Origin of the sequence: Mesorhizobium sp. M0870 (assembly GCF_040319775.1) — a bacterium.
In the GTDB taxonomy this organism is placed as follows: Bacteria; Pseudomonadota; Alphaproteobacteria; order Rhizobiales; family Rhizobiaceae; genus Mesorhizobium.
Genome location: NZ_JAMYOI010000010.1, coordinates 51,349 through 75,732, shown reverse-complemented (window position 1 = coordinate 75,732; position 24,384 = coordinate 51,349). Strand labels below are relative to the sequence as shown.

21 protein-coding genes are annotated in these 24,384 nt (G+C 63.2%); 6 read left to right on the top strand and 15 right to left on the bottom strand.

Features of this window, described 5'->3' with window-relative positions; translation table 11 throughout:
- The first annotated feature begins 213 nt into the window (after positions 1-213).
- The gene (locus tag NKH97_RS14380) at positions 214-1,131 is read left to right on the top strand and encodes a hypothetical protein (protein WP_352797469.1); all 918 of its coding nucleotides are present in this window, start codon (positions 214-216) and stop codon (positions 1,129-1,131) included.
- A gap of 97 nt (positions 1,132-1,228) precedes the next feature.
- On the opposite strand, the gene NKH97_RS14375 is transcribed toward NKH97_RS14380, so the two are convergent.
- The 11 genes from NKH97_RS14375 to NKH97_RS14325 all read right to left on the bottom strand — a co-directional run bounded on the left by NKH97_RS14375 (position 1,229) and on the right by NKH97_RS14325 (position 14,958).
- Positions 1,229-2,704, bottom strand: a complete 1,476-nt coding sequence (locus NKH97_RS14375; protein WP_352797467.1) for a hypothetical protein — start codon at positions 2,702-2,704, stop codon at positions 1,229-1,231.
- 131 nt (positions 2,705-2,835) lie between these two features.
- Positions 2,836-4,233 carry an NAD(P)(+) transhydrogenase (Re/Si-specific) subunit beta gene (locus NKH97_RS14370; RefSeq protein ID WP_352611587.1) on the bottom strand — a complete coding sequence of 466 codons (1,398 nt, stop codon included), beginning with the start codon at positions 4,231-4,233 and terminating at the stop codon, positions 2,836-2,838.
- A 6-nt stretch (positions 4,234-4,239) separates the two neighbouring features.
- Positions 4,240-4,665, bottom strand: coding sequence for an NAD(P) transhydrogenase subunit alpha part 2 (locus NKH97_RS14365; protein WP_502897077.1), 426 nt, complete (start codon positions 4,663-4,665; stop codon positions 4,240-4,242).
- Positions 4,665-5,933 carry a Re/Si-specific NAD(P)(+) transhydrogenase subunit alpha gene (locus NKH97_RS14360; RefSeq protein WP_352797460.1) on the bottom strand — a complete coding sequence of 423 codons (1,269 nt, stop codon included), beginning with the start codon at positions 5,931-5,933 and terminating at the stop codon, positions 4,665-4,667. Before NKH97_RS14360 ends, NKH97_RS14365 begins: the two co-directional genes overlap by 1 nt.
- An 85-nt stretch (positions 5,934-6,018) precedes the next feature.
- Positions 6,019-6,243 carry an aa3-type cytochrome c oxidase subunit IV gene (locus NKH97_RS14355; protein WP_013528204.1) on the bottom strand — a complete coding sequence of 75 codons (225 nt, stop codon included), beginning with the start codon at positions 6,241-6,243 and terminating at the stop codon, positions 6,019-6,021.
- A gap of 204 nt (positions 6,244-6,447) precedes the next feature.
- Positions 6,448-6,597, bottom strand: a complete 150-nt coding sequence (locus NKH97_RS14350; protein ID WP_013528205.1) for a DUF3096 domain-containing protein — start codon at positions 6,595-6,597, stop codon at positions 6,448-6,450.
- Positions 6,598-6,717: 120 nt separating this feature from the next.
- Positions 6,718-7,497, bottom strand: coding sequence for an N-acyl amino acid synthase FeeM domain-containing protein (locus tag NKH97_RS14345; RefSeq protein ID WP_352797456.1), 780 nt, complete (start codon positions 7,495-7,497; stop codon positions 6,718-6,720).
- A gap of 150 nt (positions 7,498-7,647) precedes the next feature.
- Positions 7,648-9,960, bottom strand: a complete 2,313-nt coding sequence (locus tag NKH97_RS14340; protein WP_352797453.1) for a putative bifunctional diguanylate cyclase/phosphodiesterase — start codon at positions 9,958-9,960, stop codon at positions 7,648-7,650.
- 144 nt (positions 9,961-10,104) lie between these two features.
- Complete coding sequence (locus NKH97_RS14335; protein WP_352797450.1) at positions 10,105-13,599, bottom strand: indolepyruvate ferredoxin oxidoreductase family protein; 3,495 nt, start codon at positions 13,597-13,599, stop codon at positions 10,105-10,107.
- Between the two features lie 218 nt (positions 13,600-13,817).
- Positions 13,818-14,354, bottom strand: coding sequence for a hypothetical protein (locus NKH97_RS14330; RefSeq protein WP_352611591.1), 537 nt, complete (start codon positions 14,352-14,354; stop codon positions 13,818-13,820).
- Positions 14,347-14,958, bottom strand: a complete 612-nt coding sequence (locus NKH97_RS14325; RefSeq protein WP_352629873.1) for a CGNR zinc finger domain-containing protein — start codon at positions 14,956-14,958, stop codon at positions 14,347-14,349. Before NKH97_RS14325 ends, NKH97_RS14330 begins: the two co-directional genes overlap by 8 nt.
- 148 nt (positions 14,959-15,106) lie before the next feature.
- Here NKH97_RS14325 and NKH97_RS14320 point away from each other — a divergent pair, with 148 nt between their 5' ends.
- The 4 genes from NKH97_RS14320 to NKH97_RS14305 all read left to right on the top strand — a co-directional run bounded on the left by NKH97_RS14320 (position 15,107) and on the right by NKH97_RS14305 (position 19,615).
- A complete protein-coding gene (locus NKH97_RS14320; protein ID WP_128302789.1) occupies positions 15,107-16,012 on the top strand; it encodes a branched-chain amino acid ABC transporter permease in 906 nt (301 codons plus the stop codon).
- A gap of 190 nt (positions 16,013-16,202) precedes the next feature.
- Positions 16,203-16,787: a TRAP transporter small permease subunit gene (locus tag NKH97_RS14315; RefSeq protein ID WP_127412900.1), complete on the top strand. Its 585-nt coding sequence runs from the start codon at positions 16,203-16,205 to the stop codon at positions 16,785-16,787.
- Positions 16,787-18,568, top strand: coding sequence for a TRAP transporter large permease (locus tag NKH97_RS14310; protein ID WP_128302891.1), 1,782 nt, complete (start codon positions 16,787-16,789; stop codon positions 18,566-18,568). Before NKH97_RS14315 ends, NKH97_RS14310 begins: the two co-directional genes overlap by 1 nt.
- 18 nt (positions 18,569-18,586) lie before the next feature.
- On the top strand, positions 18,587-19,615 hold the full coding sequence (locus NKH97_RS14305) for a zinc-dependent alcohol dehydrogenase family protein (protein ID WP_352673199.1): 1,029 nt from the start codon (positions 18,587-18,589) through the stop codon (positions 19,613-19,615).
- Between the two features lie 85 nt (positions 19,616-19,700).
- Here the strand turns inward: NKH97_RS14305 and NKH97_RS14300 are convergent, their stop codons facing one another.
- Positions 19,701-20,810, bottom strand: a complete 1,110-nt coding sequence (locus tag NKH97_RS14300) for a TRAP transporter substrate-binding protein (RefSeq protein ID WP_013528215.1) — start codon at positions 20,808-20,810, stop codon at positions 19,701-19,703.
- Between the two features lie 263 nt (positions 20,811-21,073).
- Here NKH97_RS14300 and NKH97_RS14295 point away from each other — a divergent pair, with 263 nt between their 5' ends.
- Positions 21,074-21,847, top strand: a complete 774-nt coding sequence (locus NKH97_RS14295; protein WP_023813605.1) for a gamma-glutamyl-gamma-aminobutyrate hydrolase family protein — start codon at positions 21,074-21,076, stop codon at positions 21,845-21,847.
- Here the strand turns inward: NKH97_RS14295 and NKH97_RS14290 are convergent, their stop codons facing one another.
- The 3 genes from NKH97_RS14290 to NKH97_RS14280 all read right to left on the bottom strand — a co-directional run bounded on the left by NKH97_RS14290 (position 21,848) and on the right by NKH97_RS14280 (position 24,332).
- A complete protein-coding gene (locus NKH97_RS14290) occupies positions 21,848-22,252 on the bottom strand; it encodes a hypothetical protein (protein WP_352442674.1) in 405 nt (134 codons plus the stop codon).
- 77 nt (positions 22,253-22,329) lie between these two features.
- Positions 22,330-23,313 carry a 2-hydroxyacid dehydrogenase gene (locus NKH97_RS14285; RefSeq protein ID WP_352753156.1) on the bottom strand — a complete coding sequence of 328 codons (984 nt, stop codon included), beginning with the start codon at positions 23,311-23,313 and terminating at the stop codon, positions 22,330-22,332.
- On the bottom strand, positions 23,310-24,332 hold the full coding sequence (locus tag NKH97_RS14280; protein ID WP_352673202.1) for a LacI family DNA-binding transcriptional regulator: 1,023 nt from the start codon (positions 24,330-24,332) through the stop codon (positions 23,310-23,312). Before NKH97_RS14280 ends, NKH97_RS14285 begins: the two co-directional genes overlap by 4 nt.
- Positions 24,333-24,384 lie beyond the last annotated feature (52 nt).

The window sequence follows — 24,384 nt, the reverse complement described above, 5'->3', positions numbered from 1 at the left end:
TTGGCGCGCTGCGGCGCGCCAATGTTCCGCTGGCGGCAAGAAAATCATTTTACAACGCGCCGGAACGGAAGTTCCCTTGGAACATTGTGACAACATCGATTCACAATATTCTAACAGGAGGCCTCCATGGGACGTGGCATTTTGCTCTGGTTGCTCGGCATTCCGATTCCGATCATCATTCTGATCATGCTGTTCGTACGATAGGGGGCTTCCATGCAGTCCACCCTGTCGGCGGTCGATGTTTCCGCCTCAACCGAGTCCTCCTCCACCGCCGTCAGCTGGGGACCGATCATCGCCGGAGCCTTCGCTGCCTCGACATTGACCCTCATCCTCATGCTGCTCGGTTCGGGGCTGGGATTGACCATGGTGTCGCCATGGTCGGGATCGGGCGCATCTGTGACCACTTTCGCGGCGTCCACCGCGATCTGGCTTGTCATCGTGCAATGGCTGTCCTCCGGCGTCGGCGGCTATCTTGCCGGACGCCTGCGCACCAAATGGGTCGGCATCCACACCGATGAAGTCTATTTCCGGGACACCGCACACGGCTTTCTTGCCTGGGCGCTGGCCACGTTGCTCGTCGTCGGCGTGCTTGGCTCCGCGCTTTCCGCTGCGATAGGCTCAGGCGTGCAGGCGGTGTCCACCATCGCGTCTGGCGCGGCCATGGGCGCATCGGCGGGAGCTTCGGCCAATGCCGACAGCACATCGGCAGACAATGCGACCTCCTACCTGGTGGATTCGCTGTTCCGTCCGGCTGATCCGGGCAGGCTGGCTGCCGCCAATCCGGACAGCGATGCGGCTGCGGTCGGTCAGGCTTCGCGCATCCTGATCGCCGGTGCAGCGGCAGGCGAGGTTTCCGCAGACGACAAAACGTATCTGTCGCAGCTGGTCGCCGTCCGCACAGGGCTTTCTGAAGCAGACGCCAGGACCCGGGTGGATGCCGTCCTCGCCAAGGCTCAGGACGCCAAAGTCAAGGCGCAGCAGGCCGCCGACACCGCCAGGAAGGCCAGTGCGACGTTTGCCCTGCTTGGTGCGCTCTCGCTGGCCATCGGCGCCTTTATCGCCAGTGCCGCCGCGGCCCTCGGAGGCAGGCAGCGCGACGATGAGGAAGCGGTTTTTATCGCCAACCGCTGAACTGCACTTGCAACAAAGCCACTCCGGCCCGCCCGGAGTGGCTTTGCTTTGAATTGTCGCACAGCGTTGCCTCGACCCCGTTCGCTGAAGTCCGTTCCTATTTTCGGGGAGGAATCGTCGGTGCTTCGGCTTGGCTCGGCTCCAGTTTGCGACCGAGGTCGACCGCGTCGCGCAGCACGGCTAGATGCGAGCGCGGCCGATCGCCGACCTCGACACCGGTCGCCGTCAACGACCAGTACAGCGTGTGGGTGAAGACACGGCCGAGGCAACCGCGTAGCTCGACCTGGATGTTCTCCACGCCCGGGCCGAAATTCTCCGCCATCGGCCCGGAGATCGGATCCCCCGTCAGCCAACCGTTGCCGCGGTCGAAGATATTGGTCCAGCGCGTCGCAGCAAACACCGCGCCATGATGCACCGCGCGCTGCGGCTTGCCCGAAGAACGGTTGCGCCCTTCCTGATAAAGCAATGTGCCACCGGCCGCCGCTCCCTCGGCGACCGGTGGACATGCCGAGAACAGACGCTCGGCGATGCCGCGTCTGAATTCGGCGAGATTGTGCGTCACCAGAAATTCGCTGTGGGTCAGCGGGCTGCCAAGCGTGACGAAATCGCTGATCTTCCAAGGCCCATGGTTGTCGTCCTTGGTGCGCAGTTGGCGATAGAGTTCCCACTGATGGCGCCTGAAGCCGGCAAGATCGTCCAGGCTGCCGGGCCATGCCGAGCCGGCGACGAGCGTCGCCTTGTCGATGGCGTGGATCACCTTCAGTTTCGCCTTGTCGCGGATGGCCTCCAGTTTTCGGGGCCTGAAATCGGCCCACAAGATCTGCAGCAGGTCATAGGCGATCATCGACCCGAGGCTGTGCGAGACCAGCACGATGCGATCGTAGGTATCGTCCATCATCAGACACTTCAGCAGCTTCAGACCACGGCTGCGGATCAGAGCCCGCTTCTCGACGGTTGCAGCTTCAGCGCGCACATAGGCCGCGACATCGCCGAAATAGGGAAGGCCAAAACGATCCACTGACCAGATGACGAACGAGGCCAGGATGGTGACGAGCGCGCCGACGGTCCACGAAATTTGCTGCTGCCAAACCGACGTCGCAAGCGCGAGAGCCGCGACCAGAACGATGATGACGGCCAGAAGCGTGACCAGATAGAGCTTTCGGGCGTCGGGTGGTATGTCGGCGGGCTTGCGCCACAGCAGGTTTGTCACCCAGGCGGCAAGTCGGCCCCGCGTCGTGCCCTGCGTGATGTCGGCCCAGTAGAGCTCGTAGAAATCGGTGCGACGGCTATCGACATCGTAAGGCGTGGTGATCCGGCGAAGTTCGTATGAATTGGTCCGGCTGTCGGGTGTGATCCAGCTCTGGTTGATCTTCGCGCCGGCGGGGTCGGCCGGATCGGCGACATGGGCATAAAACGGCGCGCGACTGGGGTCATGGCTCCAGACGGCGCTGACAAAGCCGCGCAGCGTATCCATCGGCCGCTGTTCGCCCATGCCATGCACGATCACCACCGCCTGGCCAGGCTTGCGCGGCGGTTTTCCGACGGGCGGCGGTGCGATGATGGGGTCGGGCACCAACGTCTCCGTTGACGACAATCCCGCCAGCGAGACGGGAATTCTTCATCGTAGCCTGGAAATCGCCATCAAGCCAAGAAAAAGCCCGACGCGAGCCGGGCGTTCCTTGGCGTGTCTCAAGTGATCGCCGATCAGTGGTCCATCGCCTTGACGATCTCTTCGGTCATTTTCTTGGCATCGCCGAGCAACATCATGGTGCCGTCCTTGTAGAACAGCGTGTTGTCGATGCCGGCATAGCCGGAGCCGAGCGAGCGCTTGACGAACAGGCAGGTGCGGGCCTTGTCGACATCGAGGATCGGCATGCCGTAGATGGGTGAGGACTTGTCGTCGCGCGCGGACGGGTTGGTGACGTCGTTGGCGCCGATGACATAGGCAACGTCGGCCTGCGCGAACTCGGAGTTGATGTCCTCGAGCTCGAACACTTCGTCGTAGGGCACATTGGCTTCGGCGAGCAGCACGTTCATGTGGCCGGGCATGCGGCCGGCGACCGGGTGAATGGCGTACTTCACGTCGACGCCATTGGCCTTGAGCTTGTCGGCCATTTCGCGCAGCGCGTGCTGCGCCTGGGCAACCGCCATGCCGTAGCCCGGCACGATGATGACTTTCTGGGCGTTCATCATGAGATAGGCGGCGTCGTCGGCCGAGCCCTGCTTGACCGTGCGCTCGATGCCGTCGTCGGCCTGAGCTGCCGTCTCGCCGCCGAAGCCGCCGAGGATGACGGAGATGAAGCTTCGGTTCATGCCCTTGCACATGATGTAGGACAGGATCGCGCCGGATGAGCCGACCAGCGCGCCGGTGATGATCAGCGCCAGATTGCCGAGCGTGAAGCCGAGGGCGGCAGCTGCCCAGCCCGAATAGGAGTTGAGCATCGAGACGACGACCGGCATGTCGGCGCCGCCGATCGGAATGATCAGCAGGATACCGAGCACCAGCGAGGCGGCAACGATCAGCCAGAAGACCAGCTTCGATTCCGTGGTGACCAGCAGCACGATCAGCACGACGAGCGCGATGGCAAGTGCCGCGTTGATGAAGTGGCGTCCGCCGATCATGATCGGCTTGCCCGACATGCGGCCATCGAGCTTGAGGAAGGCGATGACCGAGCCGGTGAAGGTGATAGCGCCGATGGCGACGCCAAGGCTCATCTCGATCAGCGCCTGGGCGTGGATGTCACCATCCGTGCCGATGCCAAAACTTTCCGGCGCATAGATGGCGGCGGCCGCCACCATGACGGCGGCGAGGCCGACCAGCGAGTGGAAGGCGGCGACCAGTTGCGGCATCGAGGTCATGGCGATGCGCCGCGCGGTGACGGCGCCGACGCCGCCGCCAATGGCAAGGCCGAGCACGATGAGGCCGAAGCGGCCCGCTGACGGGGTTGCCAGCGCCAGCGTGGTGGCGATGGCGATGCCCATGCCGATCATGCCATAGAGATTGCCCTGGCGACTGGTGGTCGGATGCGACAGGCCGCGCAGCGCCATGATGAACAGAACGCCGGAGACCAGATAGAGGAAGGACGCGAAGTTGGCGTTCATGGCGCTCTACTTGTCCTTCTTCTTGTACATGGCCAGCATGCGCTGGGTGACGAGGAAGCCGCCGAAGATGTTGACCGAGACCAGCATCAGCGCGACGAAGCCGAAGCCCGCGGCAATGCCGGAGGCGGCGATGCCGACGGCAAGCAGCGCGCCGACGACGATGACCGAGGAGATGGCGTTGGTGACGGCCATCAGCGGCGTGTGCAGTGCGGGGGTCACCGACCAGACGACGTAGTAGCCGACGAAGATCGCCAGGACGAAGATGGCGAAGCGGAAGACGAAGGGATCGATGGCGCCCCCGGAGAGCGCATGCGCGGCATCACCGGCCGCGTCGACGCCGCCTGGAGCATTTGCCAGGTTCTGCACCGCCAGCCGGACGGCGGCGGAAGCCTGGTCGAGCTGGTCCAGGGCTTTCTGCAGGGTCTGGTCCATCACGCGATCCCTTTCGGCTTCGACGAGGGCGACTTGGAGGCGGCCGCCTTCTTGGGCGCGGCTTTCTTGGGCGAAGCATCGGCGACCATGGTCTTGGCCGGGATTGCGGCCGGCTCGACATGGGGCTGCTGGTCGGCCTTTATGAAAGCCGGATGCACGATCTTGCCGCCATCGGTCAGCATCGTCGCCTTGACCAGATCGTCGTCGCGATTGATGGCAAGCGTCTTGGTCGTCTTGTCGACCAGCGTCTCAACGAAGGCAAACAGATTCCGGGCGTAGAGCAGCGATGCCGACGCCGCGATGCGGCCGGGCACATTGAGATGGCCGACGATTTTCACCCCATTGGCCGTTGTCACCACCTGGCCCGGTACAGCGCCCTCGACATTGCCGCCGCGCTCGACCGCCAGATCGACGAGCACCGAGCCCGGCTTCATCGAGGCGACCATCGCCGCCGACACCAGCTTTGGCGCCGGCCGGCCGGGAATAAGCGCCGTGGTGATGACGATATCCTGCTTGGCGATGTGCTCTGATGTGAGTGCCGCCTGCTTGGCCTGATATTCCTTCGACATTTCCTTGGCGTAGCCGCCGGCCGTTTCCGCAGCCTTGAATTCCTCGTCCTCGACCGCGAGGAACTTGGCGCCGAGCGAGGCGACCTGTTCCTTGGCGGCGGGGCGAACGTCGGTGGCGGTGACGACCGCACCCAGACGCCGCGCGGTGGCGATCGCCTGCAGGCCGGCAACGCCGACGCCCATGATGAAGACCTTCGCCGCCGGCACCGTGCCGGCAGCCGTCATCATCATCGGCAGCGCGCGATCATATTCCGAAGCCCCGTCGATCACCGCCTGATAGCCGGCCAAATTGGCCTGCGAGGACAAGACGTCCATCGACTGCGCGCGGGTGATGCGCGGCATGAATTCCATCGAGAAAGCGGTGACGCCGGCCTTGGCAAAGGCTGCCACGGCGGCATCGTTGCCATAGGGATCCATGATGGCAATGACCGCTGTACCGGGTTTGTAGCTCTTCAGTTCGGCATCGCCGGGCCGACGCACCTTCAGCACGACATCGGCCTTGGCGACATCGGAAGCCTTGCCTATGGCGGCGCCGGCGCTCGCATAGTCGGCATCGACGATGCCCGAATTCAGACCGGCACCGGCCTCGACGACGACGTCGAAGCCCAACGCCGCCAGCCGTTTCACCGTATCGGGCGAGGCCGCGACGCGCGGCTCGTTGGCATCGAGTTCACGAGGGATGAAAACCGTCTGTCCCACCGCATGATCCTTTCGGCCGGAAGCTATTTCCCGCAAGACGCCGGCCGGCCTCGCGGCGGCGCCATGGACAAGGTGTCGGAAAAATCTATCGGAGGATAAAGGCGCCGACAGCCAGAATCAGCACGAACAGAATGGTCGCCGAGAAGAAGCCGCCCGCGAAGAAGCCGAAGGCCATCGCCAGAAGCAGGGCTCCGCAAAACAGCGAGCCGTACTTGGCCAGCGCGAGGAAGCCCGCATAGGTGCGGTCATGCTCGGCATAGTCCATCTTCGCGCCCAGTTCGACAGGACCGGTCGGCGAGTGATCAGCCATAGGAATACCCCTTCGAAGACATCTTTCAGGCACATAGCGAAAAGCCGGGCCGAGAGCAATGGCGCTATTGCCGCACAACAACCGACAACTGCCTCAAAGAAAGGTTGAAGCCGGCTGCCGACGCGCGACGGAGTCCAATCGCTGGATCCGGTGCTTGATGCGGAAAGATGCTCCGAAAGCGGACGCCTGCGTGCAGCCGGCGCCTCAGCCGGCTAGATGCGGAAATAGCCCGAGCAACCCGACGACGATCAGATAAAGCGCGACGATGTAGTTCAACAGCCTTGGCATGACCAGGATCAGCACGCCGGCGATCAGCGAGATGAGCGGGGTGAGCGCAAGTGTGGAAATGGTCATGACGGGTTCCCTCAAAAACTTCAGAATCGACCCGGAGCGCTGCTCGTGGCCGCACCCAGAACGCCGAAGTCGCCAAAAGGCTCCCTGTCGGCCCTGCAAAATCGTGTGAATCCTGCCGTATCAGGCGGCTTCGTGATAGTACTTTGCCGTGGGCAGGATGGTCAGCGGCGCGAGTTCTCCGACATGCGGCGTATCGAACAGCATGCGCTGTTCCATTGGCGTCGAGCGGAAGAACGGGAACCGTGAGAACGACCGCTCGCGAATGGCAGCGACATTGGCGCGATAGAGCACGACCTTGTAGTTCAGGCCCGGATAGTCGCGCAGCTCACCGATCTGCTCAGAACTGTAGATACGACGGTAGAAACCCGCATGTTCGGGCCGGATAGTCGAGAGACAGTACGGTGCGTCGAAGTAAAAACAGGCCATTCCGGCAAGGCGCAGCGTCAGGTAGGGGATCTGCGGATAGACCTTCGACCAGTCTGGGTCGGCGGCAAAGCGGCTTGGATCCGCAAAGTGCGCCCCGGCAGCCAGCATCGGGCGCAGGATGTCGCCGTAGACAGTTGTAGACGGCGATTGCGGCGTGGCCCGGCAGGCATGATGAATGCGCACCGTGGAGACCAGGATTCCGTCAATATAGACGCCGAACTTGGAACAATTTTCAGCTTCGTCGAGCTCGTCATGCACTATATGTTCCGGGTTTTCTGGAACCATATCATTCAAGATATAGGATTTGTAGCGCAACCTATAGATGTCTTCGAGATCCTCGCCCTTGTCGCAGCGGCGATATTCCGTCCGCTCAAGCATCGCTGAAACATTGCGGGCGAAACTCGACATGCTGTCGGGCGAATTTTCTTCACCCCCGCCCGCCACATGGCCAAGCGCTTCCAACTGCACATCCATACTTCAAACCCTCGTAAGTTTCCGCCACAGTTCAACCTACGACGGGATCCTGAGATGTAAAAGATGAAAATGGAGCGCACCTCGTTTACCGATCATTAACGTTAACGGTCCGTAAATTTTTATGAAAAGGCGACGCTCTTCCGGCACCGGTCAGCGACGTGCGGCTCTCTTGGCTGTATTGATGTCCTTGGCGAAGGGCCATACCGTGTTCGACATGGTCTCGATGCCGGAAGCGCTGAGCGCCGAACCGAACAGGAACCCCTGGACGAGATCGGGCTTGACCTGCAGCGCCAGTATCTTGAGCTGCTCGAAGGTCTCTACACCCTCGACGGTGACCGAAAGCCCCAGCGGCCGCGACAGATTGACGATGCCCTTGAGCAACTCGAGCGAACGGGGGTTCTGGGTGACGTCCATCAGGAACGAGCGGTCGATCTTGATCTTGTCGAGCGGCAGTTTGTGCAGGTAGCTCAGGCTCGAATAGCCGGTGCCGAAATCGTCGAGCGCGATGCGTACGCCGATCTGCTTCAGCTCCTCGATATACTGGCGCGTCAGCGACTTGTCGTCGAGCAGCGCCGTTTCGGTGACCTCGATCTCGAGCCGGGAGGCGGCGAGGCCGGAGGTGGCCAACGCATCGCGAACCTTCTGGATGACGTCGCGGTTGCGGAAATCCTTGGCCGAGAGATTGACCGAGACGCTGGTCTGGTCCGGCCATTTGGCGCATTCGGCGCAGGCTGCCTGCAGCACGAAGGTGCTGATCTCGGAAATGATGCCCATTTCCTCGGCCAAAGGAATGAAGATGCTGGGCGAGATCGGCCCGAGATCGGGGTGATCCCACCGGCACAACGCCTCGCAGCTGGCGATACGCATGGTGCTCATCGCCACGATCGGCTGATAGACCACCCTCAAGCTCTTGCTTTCCACGGCTGTACGCAGGTCCGCCTTCATCAGCTGACGGTTGCGGAAGGCGGCATCCATCGAGGCTTCGAACAGCCGCCAGCTGTTCTTGCCGAGCTCCTTGGCCTTGTAGAGCGCCAGGTCCGCCTTGACGATCATGGCGTCGACATCGGTATCCTTGACCCGTGACAGCACCGCGCCGCCGCTGGCCTGAATGCGCAGCCCGTGACCGGCGACGTCGACTTCCCCTTGCAGGCCGGCGAAAATCTCGTCGAGCTGGCTGGTCAGATGGCTCTCATCCTCGACGCGGTCGAAGAAGATCATGAACTCGTCGCCACCGAAACGGCTGACGGTGATATCTTGCCTGGCAATGGCGGCAAGCCGCTCGGCAACGGCATAGATCAAGCCATCGCCGATCGGATGGCCAAGCGTGTCGTTGACGCTCTTGAAATCGTCGAGGTCGAGCACCGCAAGGCCGCAGAGACGATCGCGATCGCCTGATACCATGGCCTCGCCAATCAGTTCATGGAAGTAGGCGCGGTTGGGCAGGCCGGTGAGGTTGTCGTAACGTGCCATGAAGCGGATCTTGTCTTCCGCCTCGACACGGGCGGTGACATCCTCGAAGGTGATGACGCCCAGTTCCTGGCTGCCTTCGCGAGCCGAGAACTCGTAATGCTGGCCATTGGCGAGGGAAACCAGCACCTTGCGGTCGCGGCCCTCGCGCAGGGCACGCGTCAGCTGCGCCTCGATGTAGCGGCAATCCTTGGGCGCCAGCATGCCGCCGGCGACACCGCGCATCAACAGACCATGGATCGACCGGCCGAGCAGCGCGTCGGGCGACTTGAGCGACATCAGATGCGCGGCCTCGGCATTGGCCACCGCGACGCGGCCGTCCGGGCCGAGCATGACAAGGCCGTGCGACATGGTGTTGAGCGCCCGATTGAAGCGCTGGGCGATGCGGTTGGCCTTCTTTTCCTCGGACAGGGCGGCGAAAAGCACCTCGCGGACCAGATCGGCGAAGCGCTTGATGGCAAAAAGAAATGGCGCCGAAAGCAGGCCGAGAATGAAGTGATAGGGATCGCCCCGCAGGATGAAGCCCAACGAGATCGGCCAAGTCATGGTCATAATGAAGATCACGACCATCCTGGGCGAACCATAGTTGCGGCCAGCAATAGACGTGGCGGAGGCAAGCGTCACGCAGACGGCAGCTATTTCCGCGAACGGGTCATAGGCAAGATAGATGCCGACAAAGCAAAAGGCACCAAGCATGAAGCCATGCATCGAGCCGTACAGTATGTAGTCGTTCTCGCGGCGACGCGCCTCTTCCCAATTTTGAGGCGAAGGAGCGTGACGATATTTCCTGATGTTGCGAAGACGAAGGAAGGCGACGGCCAGCAGTCCGAGGGTGACCGCGAGATAGGCCGGATCCATGGTTTTCCAGTAAACCAGCACGACCAGCAGGGTTTGGGCAAAGAATCCTATCGAAAGCGTCAGCCCGTCGCGAAACAAGGTTTCCACGAACGGAATGTAGACGTCGACCGGAATCTCGTTCTTTTTTCTCAGATTCAACGCCTGAATCCCAACCCTGGGGAGCCAAGCAGTGCCACATCCGCCTTAAGAAAGATTTAGAGAGACCCCCGCGCTCCTGCCGTCAAGCCGAGTGACGTAACGGAAAGCAAGGAAACTGTCGTTCAGGTAAACAAGGCGTATCGATCATTCGGCGGCCTGAAGTTCGGGCCGCGCCGGCGTACTCGACAGGCGTTCGAGCAGCCTTTGGCGTTCGCTCGAAGCCTTGTCGGCGCTGGCTCGACGGACGTGGCCGTAGCCGCGAATGAGGGCAGGCACCGAAGCCAATGCAGCCGCCGCATCGACCCTGGCCGGGGCCAGCGATCCGGCGATGAGCTCCAGATCCGCCTCGTACCGCGCCAGCAGCTGCCGCTCCATGCGCCGTTCGGCGGTGTAGCCGAACAGGTCGAAGGCGGTGCCGCGCAGGCCCTTCATCGCCGCCAGAACCCGAAAGCCCTTCATCATCCACGGACCGAAGCTTGATTTCCTCGGGCTGCCGTCATTGCCACGACGGCCCATGAGCGGCGGAGCGAGGTGGAATTCGAGCTTTTCATAGCTCTGGAACTGTTTTCCAAGTTCGGCAACGAAAGAGCCGTCCGTGTAAAGACGCGCCACCTCGTATTCGTCCTTGATCGCCATCAGCTTGAACAGGTTCCTGGCGGCTGCCTGCGCCACCGCAGTCGAACCCGGCACGGCCTTCGCTTCGGCGGCGCGCAAAACGGCCAGCTTTTCGGCATAACGCTTGCCGTAGGCCGTATTCTGATAGGCGGTTAGGAAGGCGACGCGGCGGGCAATGATGTCGTCCAGCGTCTCGGCGATATCCGTGGCCTGGTCGGCCTTTCCAGCCACGGCCGGACCCGGCTGGGCAACGAGCCGGCGCACGAAATCCGGCTGATAGGCAGCACGACGTCCCCAGCGGAAAGCGGCGATGTTCATCGCCACGGCTTCGCCGTTGAGCTCGATCGCCTTTTCGACGGCCTCGGCCGACAATGGCAGGCCGCCGTGCTGGAAGGCAAAGCCGAGCATGAACATGTTGGCGCCGAGCGAATTGCCGAAAAGTGCCGTGGCGGTGCGGGTGGCGTCGAAGAAATGCGCCTTGTCGTCGCCCGCTGCCGCGCGGATCGCCTTTTTCAGCCGCTCTGTCGGCAACGAAAAATCAGCCGAGCGGGCGAATTCGCCGGGCATGATCTCGGCGGTGTTGGCGACGAAGATGGTGTGGCCCTCGCGCACCGCGGTCAGCACCTTCTTGGCGCCCGACACGACGAGATCGCAGCCAAGCACCAGATCGGCCTTGCCGGCCGAAACGCGGATGGCATGGATGTCGTCCGGGGTGCGGGCGATGCGGACATGGGTGAACACCGAGCCACCCTTCTGGGCGAGGCCGGCCATGTCGATCATGCCGCAGCCCTTGTCCTCGAGATGCGCCGCCATGCCGAGCACCGCACCGACGGTGACGACGCCGGTGCCGCCGACGCCGTCGATGATCGCCGCCCAGCCCTGCTCGCCAAGCGGGAATTGCGCCGGCACAGGCACGCCTTCCAGCGGATCGGCTTTGCCGGCCAGGCCTTCGGCCTTGCGAATCTTGGCGCCGTGCACGGTGACGAAGGACGGGCAGAAGCCGTTGACGCAGGAGAAATCCTTGTTGCAGCTCGACTGGTCGATCTTGCGCTTGCGGCCAAATTCGGTCTCGACCGGCTGGATCGAGACGCAGTTCGACTGCACGCCGCAATCGCCGCAGCCTTCGCAGACCAGTTCGTTGATGAAGACCCGCTTGTCGGGATCGGGGAAGGTGCCGCGCTTGCGGCGGCGGCGCTTTTCGGCGGCGCAGGTCTGGTCGTAGAGCAGCACCGAAACGCCCTTGACGTCGCGCAGCTCGCGCTGGACGAGATCGAGGTCGTCGCGGTGATGGATGGTGGCGCCGGCCGGGAATTCGGCCTTCCCGGCATATTTGCCGGGCTCATCGGTGACGATGGCGATGCGGTCGACGCCTTCGGCGCGCACCTGCCTGGCGATCATGTCGACGGTCAGGCCGCCTTCGTGCGGCTGGCCGCCGGTCATGGCGACGGCGTCGTTGTAGAGGATCTTGTAGGTGATGTTGGCGTCGCTCGACAGCGCGAAGCGGATCGCCAGCGTACCGGAATGGTTGTAGGTGCCGTCGCCAAGATTCTGGAAGATGTGCTCGCGCTTGGAGAACGGCGCCTGGCCGACCCATTGCGCGCCCTCGCCGCCCATGGCCGTGAAACCAACGGTGTTGCGGTCCATCCACAGCGCCATGAAGTGGCAGCCGATGCCGGCCGCGGCGATAGAGCCGTCCGGCACTTTGGTGGACGAATTGTGCGGACAACCGGAACAGAAGAACGGCGTGCGCGAGCCGATGTCGGTGGCGTCGGCGAGCATTGCCTGGAACTGGCGCAGCTTCGCCACCCGCGCCGAAATCTCTTCGGACGGGCCGATGGTCCTGACGATCCTCTCGCCAAGCGCGATGGCGATCTCGTTGGGATCGAGCGCGCCCTTGGCCGGAAACAGCCAGTCGCCGCGCTCGTCTTTCTTGCCGATAATGACCGGTTGGGTGGCAGTGCCATAAAGGCTTTCGCGCAGCTGCACCTCGATCAGCGAGCGCTTCTCCTCGACGACGATAATGGTGTCGAGGCCGCGGGCGAAATCGGCGATGTGATGCAGGTCGAGCGGCCAGGGGCAGCCGACCTTGAACAGCCGCACGCCGATGCGGTTGGCGGCCGCCTCGTCGATGCCGATGTCCTCCAGCGCCTGGCGGACATCGAGATAGCTCTTGCCCAGCGTGATGATGCCGATCTTCGGATTGCGGCCGCCCGAATAGACGATGCGGTTCAGCCCGTTGGCATGGATGAAGGCGGAAGCCGCGGCGCGCTTATGCTCATGCAGCCGCTCCTCCTGGCCGAGCATGTCGATCTCGTGGCGGATGTTGAGACCGCCAGGCGGCATGTCGAACTCCGGCACGACGATGTTCAGCCGCTCGAGCGCGGCATCGACCGAGGCGGTCGATTCGATGTTGTCCTTGACGCATTTGATCGCCGCCCACGTGCCGGCAAAGCGCGACATGGCGAAGCCGTAGAGCCCGTAGTCGATGATCTCCTGGACGCCGGCCGGGTTGAGGATCGGCACCATCGTGTCGACGAACAGGAATTCGGTGGCGTGCGCATTGGTCGAGGATTCGGCCATATGGTCGTCGCCCATCAGAGCGAGCACGCCGCCATGCTTCGACGAGCCGGCGAGGTTGGCATGGCGGAACACGTCGCCTGAGCGGTCAACGCCCGGCCCCTTGCCGTACCAGACCGAAAAGACGCCGTCATGAGTGCCCTCGCCCAGCAGTTCCGTCTGCTGCGCGCCCCAGCAAGCGGTGGCGGCCAGCTCCTCATTGAGACCCGGCTGGAAGACGATGTCAGCCTGGGCGAGCTGTTTCTTCGCCTTCCACAGCTGCATGTCGAGGCCGCCGAGCGGCGAACCGCGATAGCCGGAGACGAAGCCGGCCGTGTTCAAGCCCGCGCGACGGTCGCGCTCGCGCTGCATCAGCAGCATGCGAATGACCGCCTGCGCGCCAGACAGGAAGATGCGCTCCTTTGCGAGATCGAACTTGTCGTCGAGCGCGACGTCGTGCAGCGTCATCAGGCATTTCCTCTGCGGAGGCCACGCGGGGCAGGCAGCCAACGTCGGGGTCGGATGACGCATCCTTTCTCCCCTTGCAAGGCAGGTCAAACAAAATCGCAGATGCCAGGCAACGCGCAACGAACAGTCCGCGGCCATCCTGAATAGGGTATGAAACGATCCGCGGACATTGCCCGGCGCACGGAAATTTCAGCTGCGGCCCGGATGGCCGCGACGCGTCAGCCGCCCTTCGAGCAATCCGGCTTCGGTTCGCCCGGCAGCTTGCCGTCGGGATGGCCGACGAGATCGGGGTTGGCGGTGTAGAGCTGATCGATGACCAGCGGCCGGTCGGGCAGGATCGACTGGTCTTCCGTCGACATCAGCGTGGTATCGATCTTCTGCAGGACCGCGCCGTCGGCGCCCTTGATGCTGATGGCAATCGCATAGGGCTTGTTCTTGACGACGCAGGTCAGTGCCGGGCTCTCCAGCGTCACCTTGTCGAGCTTCGGCCAGACCTTCTGCTCGACCACCAGAGGCACGCCGCCGGCGGGATCCTGGAAGCTGGCGACCGCGACCTGGCCCTCTCCCATCGGCTTCAGCGGCCGCAGGGTCACGACATAGGTCGCCCTTGCGAGGCGGTAGTTGAAGACGAATATCTTGCCGGAAATCTCGAACAGCTTCCCTTCGTCGCTGCCGGTATCGCGGCAGGCGCCGAGCGCAACGGCCGCGATGAGTGCCGCGCCGACAAGGATCGAACGGGAAAGGCCGCTACGCATTCCTGACCTCATTTTCCGCCATGCGACGGCGACGATAGTGACGGCTTGCCTTCTGCCTGTTGCCGCACACCGCCATGTCGCACCAAAGGCGGCTGGAATTGCGGCTTCTGTCGACGAACAGCCAGGTGCAGTTGGGACAGATCCTGAGCCTCGCGACGGTGTCGTCGCGCAGAAGGGACAGCGCCGAAACCGCCAGTGCCGCCTCGAAGGCGATCGGAGTCAGGGGATCACCGAAGGGCCTCCCCGGCGCACCGATCTCGGTCCGGCTGCCGGCAAGGCCATCGCCGCAGGCTCTCAGGAATCCGGGCAGATCAGTGGTGGCAACCGCGCCCTTCGACGCCGCATCACGAAACAGCCGGTCCGTCGCCTCGCGGATCGACAGCACGACGGGCGCGATCGCCACCGCCGAGGATACCGCCAGCGGCCTTTCGCCAAGTTCGGCGGCGCGAAAGCGGCTCGCCGCATCGGCGAAGCGGGCAATCTCGGCCGGGTCGTCGAAGCGATCGAACGTCCGCTCCGGATCGCCGCGCAGCACGACGGTGTTCGCCGTGTCGAGCGCAAGCAAGCCGCCGGTGAAGCGGTGCGGGATCCAGGATACCGTCATGCCTAGAATCTAACCGATAAATCGCATTTGACAAGTTAGATTTAGCGATGCACCCTCACTCCGGGATGCGGTGATCTCCGCAGCCTTTTGAGCATGTCGTTGGCCAGAACCGCTTCGCACTTTTGGGCGGCATGCTTCGAGGTTTTGCATGCTCTATTTCTTCCAGCAGGTGCTGAACGGGCTGCATTCGGGCGCGCTTTATGCGCTGCTCGCCTTTGGTTATGTGCTGACCAACGGCATCCTGCACCGCACCAATCTCGCCTATGGCGCATTGTTCGCCTTTTGCGGCCAGACGATGATCCTGACCGCGGCCTTCGGCTATCAGATGCTGTGGCTGACGCTGCTGGCGGCGGTGGCGCTCGGCGTCGTGGCGGCTTTCCTTTATGCCGCGCTGATCAGCCACGTGCTGTCGCGCAGTGTCTTCGAACCTTTGGCCGACCGCACGCCAAATGCGATCGTGGTGACGACGCTCGGCATCCTGTTGCTGCTGTCCGAAGCGAGCCGCATCGCCGCCGACACGCATGATCTGTGGCTCCCGCCGATGCTGGCGCAGCCTATCGTTTTCGCGCAGGGCGCGACCTTCAAGGCGACGCTGACGCTCATCCAGCTCATCGACTGTGCGGTGGTGCTGACGGCAATCGTGCTGGCCAGCTGGGCGTTTGCCCGGTCGAGCTTCGGCCGGCGCTGGCGTGCCGTCTCCGACGACCCCAAGGCAGCCGCGATGTGCGGCGTCGACGTACGCGCGGTGTTCCGGCACGCGGTGCTGTTCGGCGGCTTCTGCGCCGCGCTGGCCGGTGTGATGGCCGGGCTCTATTACGGCAATGTCAGCTTCGGCTCAGGCCTCGTCTACGGGCTGAAAATCCTATTCGTGACGGCGGTCGGCGGCTATCTCTCGCCACCGCGCGCAGCACTCGGCGCGGCCGCCTTCGGCATGGCCGAATCGCTGTGGGCCGGCTATTTCCCGGTCGAATGGCGCGACGCGTGGATGTATCTGTTCCTGGTCACGACGCTGATCCTGATCGGCGCCGGCCGCGACACCGGCAAAATCGCCTGAAAAGGTCAGACTTTGGTTGCATGACGCGAGGGCAGATCGCCGGTATCGGGCACTGTCTGCCATGCGATGATATTTGCTGCCTCTATGCTTGTTGACCCGTCAGTCCACGCGCGGCATACCGTTGGACCACGCGGCGTGACGGACAAAAAAGGGGGGAGCCGGCACGCCTCCGGTACAAGGGAGGAAATGCATGGCAGGGCTTCTTGCTCTATCCAGGACTATTGATCGCGCCAACGAATTCATCGGCAAATGGATATCGTGGCTGATCCTGCTGGCGATCCTGGTGAGCGCCGCCAACGCCATTATCCGCAAGGTGTTCGACATATCCTCGAACGCCTGGCTCGAGCTGCAATGGTACCTGTTCGGCGCCGCCTTCATGTTAGCCGCCGCCTATACGCTGAAGCAGAACGAACATATCCGCATCGACATCGTCTACGGCCTGTTTTCACGCCGCGTACAGCACTGGATCGACCTGCTCGGGCATCTCTTCTTCCTGATGCCGTTCGTGACGCTGATGGTGATCTATTTCGTGCCCTATGTGTCGCTGTCGTTTCGCAGCGGCGAGATGTCCAACAATTCCGGCGGGCTGATCATCTGGCCGGCCAAGGCCATCCTGCTCATCGGTTTTTTCCTGCTCGCGCTGCAGGGCATCTCCGAAATCATCAAGAAGATCGCCATCATGCGCGGAGACATGGACGACCCCAATCCCTTCATATCGGTGCATGAGCAGGCCGAACTCGAAGCCAAGGCGCTGGCCGACGAGGTGCGCTCGTGATGGAGTTCATCGCGCAGAACATGGCGCCGATCATGTTCGCCTCGCTGATCATCTTCCTGCTGATCGGCTACCCCGTCGCCTTTTCGCTGGCCGCCAACGGCTTGATGTTCTTCTTCATCGGCGTGCTGCTATCCCCCTATTCCGGAGGATCGATCAACCTCGCCTGGCCGCTCCTGCACGCATTGCCGGATAATTTCTACGGCAGCCGGGTGATGTCGAACGACACGCTGCTGGCCATCCCGTTCTTTACCTTCATGGGCATCGTGCTCGAGCGGTCGGGTATGGCCGAAGACCTGCTCGACACGATCGGCCAGCTGTTCGGGCCCATCCGAGGCGGCCTCGCCTATGCGGTGATCTTCGTCGGCGCGCTCTTGGCGGCGACCACCGGCGTGGTGGCGGCTTCCGTCATCGCCATGGGCCTGATCTCGCTGCCGATCATGCTGCGCTATGGCTATGACCGCCGGCTCGCATCCGGTGTCATCGCTGCCTCCGGCACGCTTGCCCAGATCATCCCGCCGTCGCTGGTGCTGATCGTGCTTGCCGACCAGCTCGGCCGCTCGGTCGGCGATATGTACGCGGGCGCGTTGATCCCGGGCCTCGTGCTCACCGGCCTCTATATGTCCTACATCCTGATCATGTCGATCATCCGGCCGAACTCGATGCCGGCGCTGCCGCTCGAGGCTCGTACACTCGGCCATGGCGTGATGTCGCTGCTGGTGGCTTTGCTGGTCACATCAGCGGTTTCCTACGCGGCGTATCGTTATCTGGCGCCGGCGCATGGCGACAATGCCGACATTCTCGGCGCGACGGCCGGAGTGCTGTTCATCTACATCGTCGCCATTGCCGACAAACGCCTGAACTTCAACATGATGTCCAGGCTCGCGCAGCAGGTGATCATCGTGCTGATCCCGCCACTGGCGCTGATCTTTCTGGTGCTGGGCACCATCTTCCTGGGCATCGCCACGCCGACGGAAGGCGGCGCCATGGGCTCGGTCGGCGCCTTGTTCATGGCGGCGGCCAAGGGGCGCTTGTCGCTTGACGTCGTCAAGCAGGCGCTGGCCTCGACGACAAGGCTGTCGTCCTTCGTGCTGTTCATCCTGATCGGCGCACGGGTGTTCTCACTGACCTTTTACGGCGTCAACGGCCATATCTGGGTCGAGCACCTTTTGACGTCGCTGCCGGGCGGCGAGGTCGGCTTCCTGATCGGCGTCAACATGCTCGTCTTCTTCCTCGCCTTCTTCCTCGACTTCTTCGAATTGGCGTTCATCATCGTACCACTGCTGGCGCCCGCCGCCGACAAGCTCGGCATCGACCTGATCTGGTTCGGCGTGCTCCTGGGCGTCAACATGCAGACCAGCTTCATGCACCCGCCCTTCGGCTTCGCGCTGTTCTACCTGCGTTCGGTGGCCGCGCGCGTGCCCTATCTCGATCGTCTCACCGGCAAACAAATCGCGCCGGTGACCACCGGACAGATCTATTGGGGCGCGGTGCCCTTTGTCTGCATCCAGGTGATCATGATCGGCTTGACCATCGCCTTCCCGCAAATGGTGATGCACTACAAGGGAACGACCGTCGATCCGGGCACCATCGACTACAAGGTACCGGAGGTGCCCGGCCTGTCGCCGCTCGGCACGCCGCCGGCGGATGGAGCGGCGCCCGCTGGTGGCGGCACGGCGCCGGCAGCTCCCGACCTTTCGCAACCGCCCAGTTTCGGCGATCCGACACCGGCAAAGCCGGCAGCGCCACAGCCTGACCTGTCGCAACCGCCAAGCTTCAACTGAACCGGCATGGTCAAAACCATGAAAGCGGTGCGGCTGGAAGCAGTGGGCGGCATCACGCTGCGCGACGTCGACATGCCTGACATCGGTGCGGATGAGCTACTGGTGCGCATCGAAGCCTGCGGCGTCTGCGGCACGGATCGGCATCTGTTTCACGGCGAGTTTCCGTGCACGCCGCCGGTGACGCCCGGCCATGAATTCTCCGGCATCGTCGAGGCGGTCGGAAAATCCGTCTCCGGCTTTGCCGTCGGCGACCGCGTCACCGGCGATCCCAACATCGCCTGCGGGCGTTGCGTGCATTGTCATGCCGGGCGGGTCAACCTCTGCAGCAATCTGCGCGCCATCGGCATTCATCGCGACGGCGGCTTTGCCGAATATCTTGCCTTGCCGCAGAAGCAGGCTTTCGTCCTGCCTGCGGGCCTCGATCCCATGCACGGTGCCTTCTGCGAGCCGCTCGGCTGTTGCCTGCATGGCGTCGACCTTGCCGGGATCAAACCGGGCAGCTCGGTGGTCGTGCTTGGCGGCGGCGTGATCGGCCTGCTCACCGTGCAGCTGGCAAGATTGGCGGGAGCCACGACCATCATTCTGTCGACCAGGCAAGCTTCGCGGCGCGCGCTCGCCAGGGATTTCGGCGCGACAGCGACGGTCGATCCGACTGCCGCCGATGTCGTCGACGCCATCGCCGGGCCAGCCGGCCTGGCGCCGGGCGGAGCCGACGTGGTGTTCGAATGCGCGGGCGTGCGAGAGACCGTCGAGCAGTCGATGCGGCTGGCCCGCGCCGGTGGCACGGTCGTCATCGTCGGCGTGACGCCGCAAGGCGTGAAAGCTGAATTCGAGCCGTTCGACCTGCTGTTCCGGGAACTGAAGGTGCTCGGTTCCTTCCTCAATCCCTACACCCATCGCCGCGCCGCTGAACTCATCGCTTCCGGTGCGATAGAGATCGACAGGCTGATCTCCAGGCAGGTGTCGCTTGAAGAAGCGCCAGCGGTGATCGCCAATCCGCCGGCCCCCGGCGAGGTCAAGGTTCTGGTGGTCCCGCGCCGAGGCTGAACCGCCGGCTTCGCCTCCCGGGATATACAGAAAAGCTCCCTGAGCAGGTTCCGCCCAGAGAGCTTTTGAGCAGAAGTCCGGCCGACTACAGCTTGCCGTTGCGCTGCTGGACCATCATGAAGGTGTCGTAATTGTATTCGGCCACCTGCGCCCAGAGATAGTGCTCCTTGCGGAAGCCCTTGATCGATTCCCAGATCTTCTTGAACGGGGCGTTGGAGGCTTCCATTTCGGTATAGACCTCGTTGGCCTTTTCGAAACAGGCAGCCATGATCTCCTGGCTGAACGGGCGCAGTTTCGCGCCGCCGGCCACCAGTCGCTTCACCGCCGCAGGGTTCAGATAATCGTATTTCTGCAGCATGTTGGCGTCGGCCGCCTGCGCGGCAGTGTGCAGCAGCGACTTGTACGTCGGCGAAAGTTCTTCGTACTTCGCCTTGTTGAACATCAGGTGGACGGTCGGGCCGCCCTCCCACCAGCCGGGATAATAATAATAGGGCGCGACCTTGTAGAAGCCGAGCTTCTCGTCATCATAGGGACCAACCCATTCGGCCGCGTCGATGGTGCCTTTCTCCAGCGCGGGATAGATATCACCGCCGGCGATCTGCTGCGGCACGACGCCGAGTTTCTGCACCACCTTGCCGGCAAAACCGCCGATTCGCATCTTGAGGCCGGAAAGGTCGGCCACCGTGTTGATTTCCTTGCGGAACCAGCCACCCATCTGGACGCCGGTGTTGCCGCCCGGCAGGCCGAAAAGGCCCTGCGTGGCGAGAAACTCGTTGAACAGGTCGATGCCGCCGCCATGGTAATGCCAGGCATTCATGCCGCGTGCGTTGAGCGAAAAGGGAACCGCCGCACCGAGCGCCCATGTCGGGTCCTTGCCCCAGTAATAATATGCCACCGTATGGCAGGCCTCGACCGTGCCGGCGGTGGTGGCGTCGGCGGCCTGCAGGCCAGGCACCAGCTCGCCGGCAGCAAAAACCTGGATCTGGAAATTGCCGTCGGTGGCTTCCGACAGCATCTTCGAGAACACCTCGGCGCCGCCATAGATGGTATCGAGCGACTTCGGGAAGGACGATGCCAGCCGCCATGTCACCTTGGGATTGGACTGGGCGATGGCAGGCGCCGCCAGCGTGGCCGCCGCCGCCGCGGCACCGACGCCGGTGACACCGGCCTTGCGAATGAATGAACGACGATCCATGAACTTCCTCCCTTTTGGATCAACAGGCCGACGTCAGGAAATCCTCGGTTTCCCTGTCGGTTCGTTCGAGACAATACACGGGCAAGAAGTCGAGTCCAGCAGGCCGACCCGATTTGACGGCGAAGCCCAGCTACCCTGCAACTATAGTCTAACAGGCCATTTCGTGGCCCATGCGACACGTTGAAACTTGGCATGGAAAAATGCCCGGCGATGGCCTATTTTGCAGGCAGGACATCCTTGCCCAGATGGAACATAGAGCCAAAATGCACCAGCCGCTCGTCGCCATATCGACCGACGTCCGTCAGTTCGACAACTACACCTGGCATGCAGCCCCACAACAATATCTGGAAGCGGCGATCACCGGCGCCGGCGTGTTTCCGGTGCTGGTGCCATCGTTCGGCGACCGGCTCGATTTCGACGAACTTCTGTCGTCGGTCGACGGCGTCATGGTCACCGGCTCGAAATCCAATGTGCACCCCTCGCTTTATGGCGGCGACGCCAGCGAAGCCAATGGCCCCTATGATCCGGCGCGCGACGCCACGACGCTGCCGCTCATCCGGCGGGCGATCGAACGCGGCGTGCCGCTGCTCGCCATCTGCCGCGGCATCCAGGAATTGAACGTGGCGCTGGGCGGCACGCTCGGCACCGAGATCCAGGAGCGCGAGGGTTCGCTCGACCACCGCGCACCGGTGAGCGACAAGCAGGACGAACGCTTCGCCATCCACCAGACCATTTCTATCAAACCCGACAGTTGCCTGGCCGGTGTGTTCGGTGCCGGCGACATCAAGGTCAATTCGTTGCACCGCCAGGCGATCGACCGGCTCGGCTCGAAGCTGCAGATAGAGGCCGTCGCCAGCGACGGCACAGTCGAGGCGGTTTCGGTGCGCGACGCCCGCGCCTTCGCCGTCGGCGTGCAATGGCATCCGGAATACTGGGTCAAGTCGGACAGCAATTCGGTGAAGATATTCCGTGCCTTCGGCGATGCGGTTCGGCTGCACGCCGCAGCGAAGGCTGGCGCACGGGCCGCAGCGGAATAATCAGTCGCCAGATTTCTTATCGCCTATGGCCGCCAGCGACAGCAGCGGCAGCGCCGGGGCATAGGATTCGTAGCCGTCGCCGTCGGCAGTCGCGAAGGTGACGATCGGATCGACGCCGTTGGCGCTGAAGGCGACCGTGCCGTCGTTTTGCTCGCGCCAGAACTTCGCCTGCTCTATGCCCGGCAAGAGCCGGCGGCATTTCGGAGCAACGGTGAGCAGCGACAAACCGTCCGAAATTTCAGCCCCGCGGCTGACTGCACAGACCGCCTCATCGCCATTGGCGACCAGCCTGTAGCTGTTGGACGGGGCGGCCTCGTTGGCCACGCTTTCCACGCTGCCGCCATGAAACAGCTGAATGCCACCAAACAGCGCTGCGGCAGCGATCAATGCGGAAAGTGCTTTCATCATTCTTCATCCACGTACACGGATAGGTTGAAGAATGATTCCAAAGGGTTAAGCTGACGTTAATAAGTGAGGCAGCCTCAAGCTCGCGCCTTGACTTCCGCCGTCTCGGGCACCGGGGTCAGCGGACGGCGCTCGGTGAACCAGGACACCAGATTGTCGACGCAGAGATCCGCCATGGCGCGGCGGGTATGGTCCGAGGCCGAGCCGACATGCGGCAGTAGCGAGGTGTTGGGCGCGTCGAGCAGCGCCTTGGGCACGTTCGGTTCGTAGGCAAAGACGTCGAGGCCGGCGGCGGCGATGATGCCGGTGGCGAGGGCTGCCGCAAGCGCCGCCTCGTCAACCGTGCTGCCGCGACCGATGTTGACGAAGACGCCGTTGGCGCCAAGCGCCGACAGGATCTCGGCATTGACCGCCTTCTCCGTCGAGTCGCCCCCCGGCACGACCGAAATCAGCGTATCGACGGCTTCGGCAAGTCCTTTCAGGGTCGCATGGTACTGGTATGGAAGACCTTCGACACGGCGCCGGTTGTGGTAGGCGACCGGCAAGCCAAAAGCTTCCAGACGCCGGGCGATGGCCTGCCCAATGCGGCCCATGCCGAAAATACCCACACTGCGCCCGCGCAAGGTCAGCCGGCTCAGCGGATAGTTGCCGTTGCGCACCCAGCTGCCGTCGCGCAGCCAGGTTTCGGCGCGCGGCAGGTCGCGGATGGTGTTGATCAACAGCCCGATCGTGGTATCGGCGACCTCCTCGGTCAACACGTCGGGCGTGTTGGTAACCATGATGTTCTTCGCTCGGGCATGGCCGACATCGACCGAATCATAGCCGACGCCAAAGGAGGCGATGAGCTCGAGGTTGGGCAATGCATCCATCATCGCCGCGTCGATGCCGGCAAACGAAGCGATGCCGCGCACATCACTGCGCATCTCGTCGGTGACGAGCGCCGGATCGGCGCGTTCGATTCTGACACGCCTGAACGTGCGGTTGATGCGGTCGACCGCATGGTCGTTGAAATCGCCCGGCACCAGGATGGCGACGGATTGCAGCTGTTCGGCCTTGGTCATACACGCTCCACCGGCTTGCCGGTCGACTGACGCACATGCAGTTCCGGCTTGATCAATTCCTGCGAGGGCCGCACCGTCTGGCCGTTGAGCTTGTCGAGCAGCGCGCTGGCGGCGCGGCGGCCAACCTCGCGCTGGCCGTTCCAGACAGTGGTCAGCGCCGGCGTCGCGATCGCCGCTTCCTCAAGGTCATCATAGCCGGTAACGGAGATGTCGACGCCGGGCACAAGGCCGGCACGGGCAATGCCGTTCATGAGGCCGATGGCGACAAGGTCGTTCCAGCAGCAGGCAGCCGTCGGCCTGTCCTTCAGCGCCAGGAACTGTCCGGCGGCCTCGAAGCCGGCCTGCTTGGTGCGCGGCCCGGCGATGCGCCATGACGACCTGACTTCCAGCCCGGCCGCCTCCATCGCATTGACATAGCCCTGGTAGCGGTCACGGCCGGTCGAGGTCTGGTCGGTGCCGCCGATCATGGCGATGCGCTTGTGGCCGAGCGAGATCAGATGGTTGGTGGCGAGACCTGTCCCGTAAGAGTCGTCGCCGCGAAAGACCGGCACGTCGGCACCCTCGACGGTGCGCGCGATCAGCACAGCGGGGAGGCCGTTCTCCTCGGCCATCAGGATATCGGAAGCCGGCGTGCCTATCGCCGGCGACATGATGACGCCGTCGGCGCCGAGCTGCAAAAGCGTATCGATGAAGGTGCGCTGCTTTTCGAGCTGATCATAGTGGTTGGACAGGATGAAGGTCTGCCGGCTGCGGTCGAGCTCGCTTTCGATCGAGCGCAGGATCTCGGCGAAGAATGGGTTCATGATGTCGTGGACGACGACGCCGACAATGCCGGAACGCGAGGTGCGCAGGCTGGCGGCGCGTCGGTTGTAGATATAGCCGATGGCGCGGGCATGTTCCTTGATGCGGTCACGGGTGGTCCCGGCAACCAGAGGGCTGTCGCGCAGCGCCAGCGAGACCGTGGCCGTGGACACGCCGAGCGCATCCGCGATCGTCGAAAGCTTGATTTTTTGTGCCAGCGACGTGTGCTCCCCGGACCTGAACTTCCAGACCTAAACTGTTTAAAGGCGG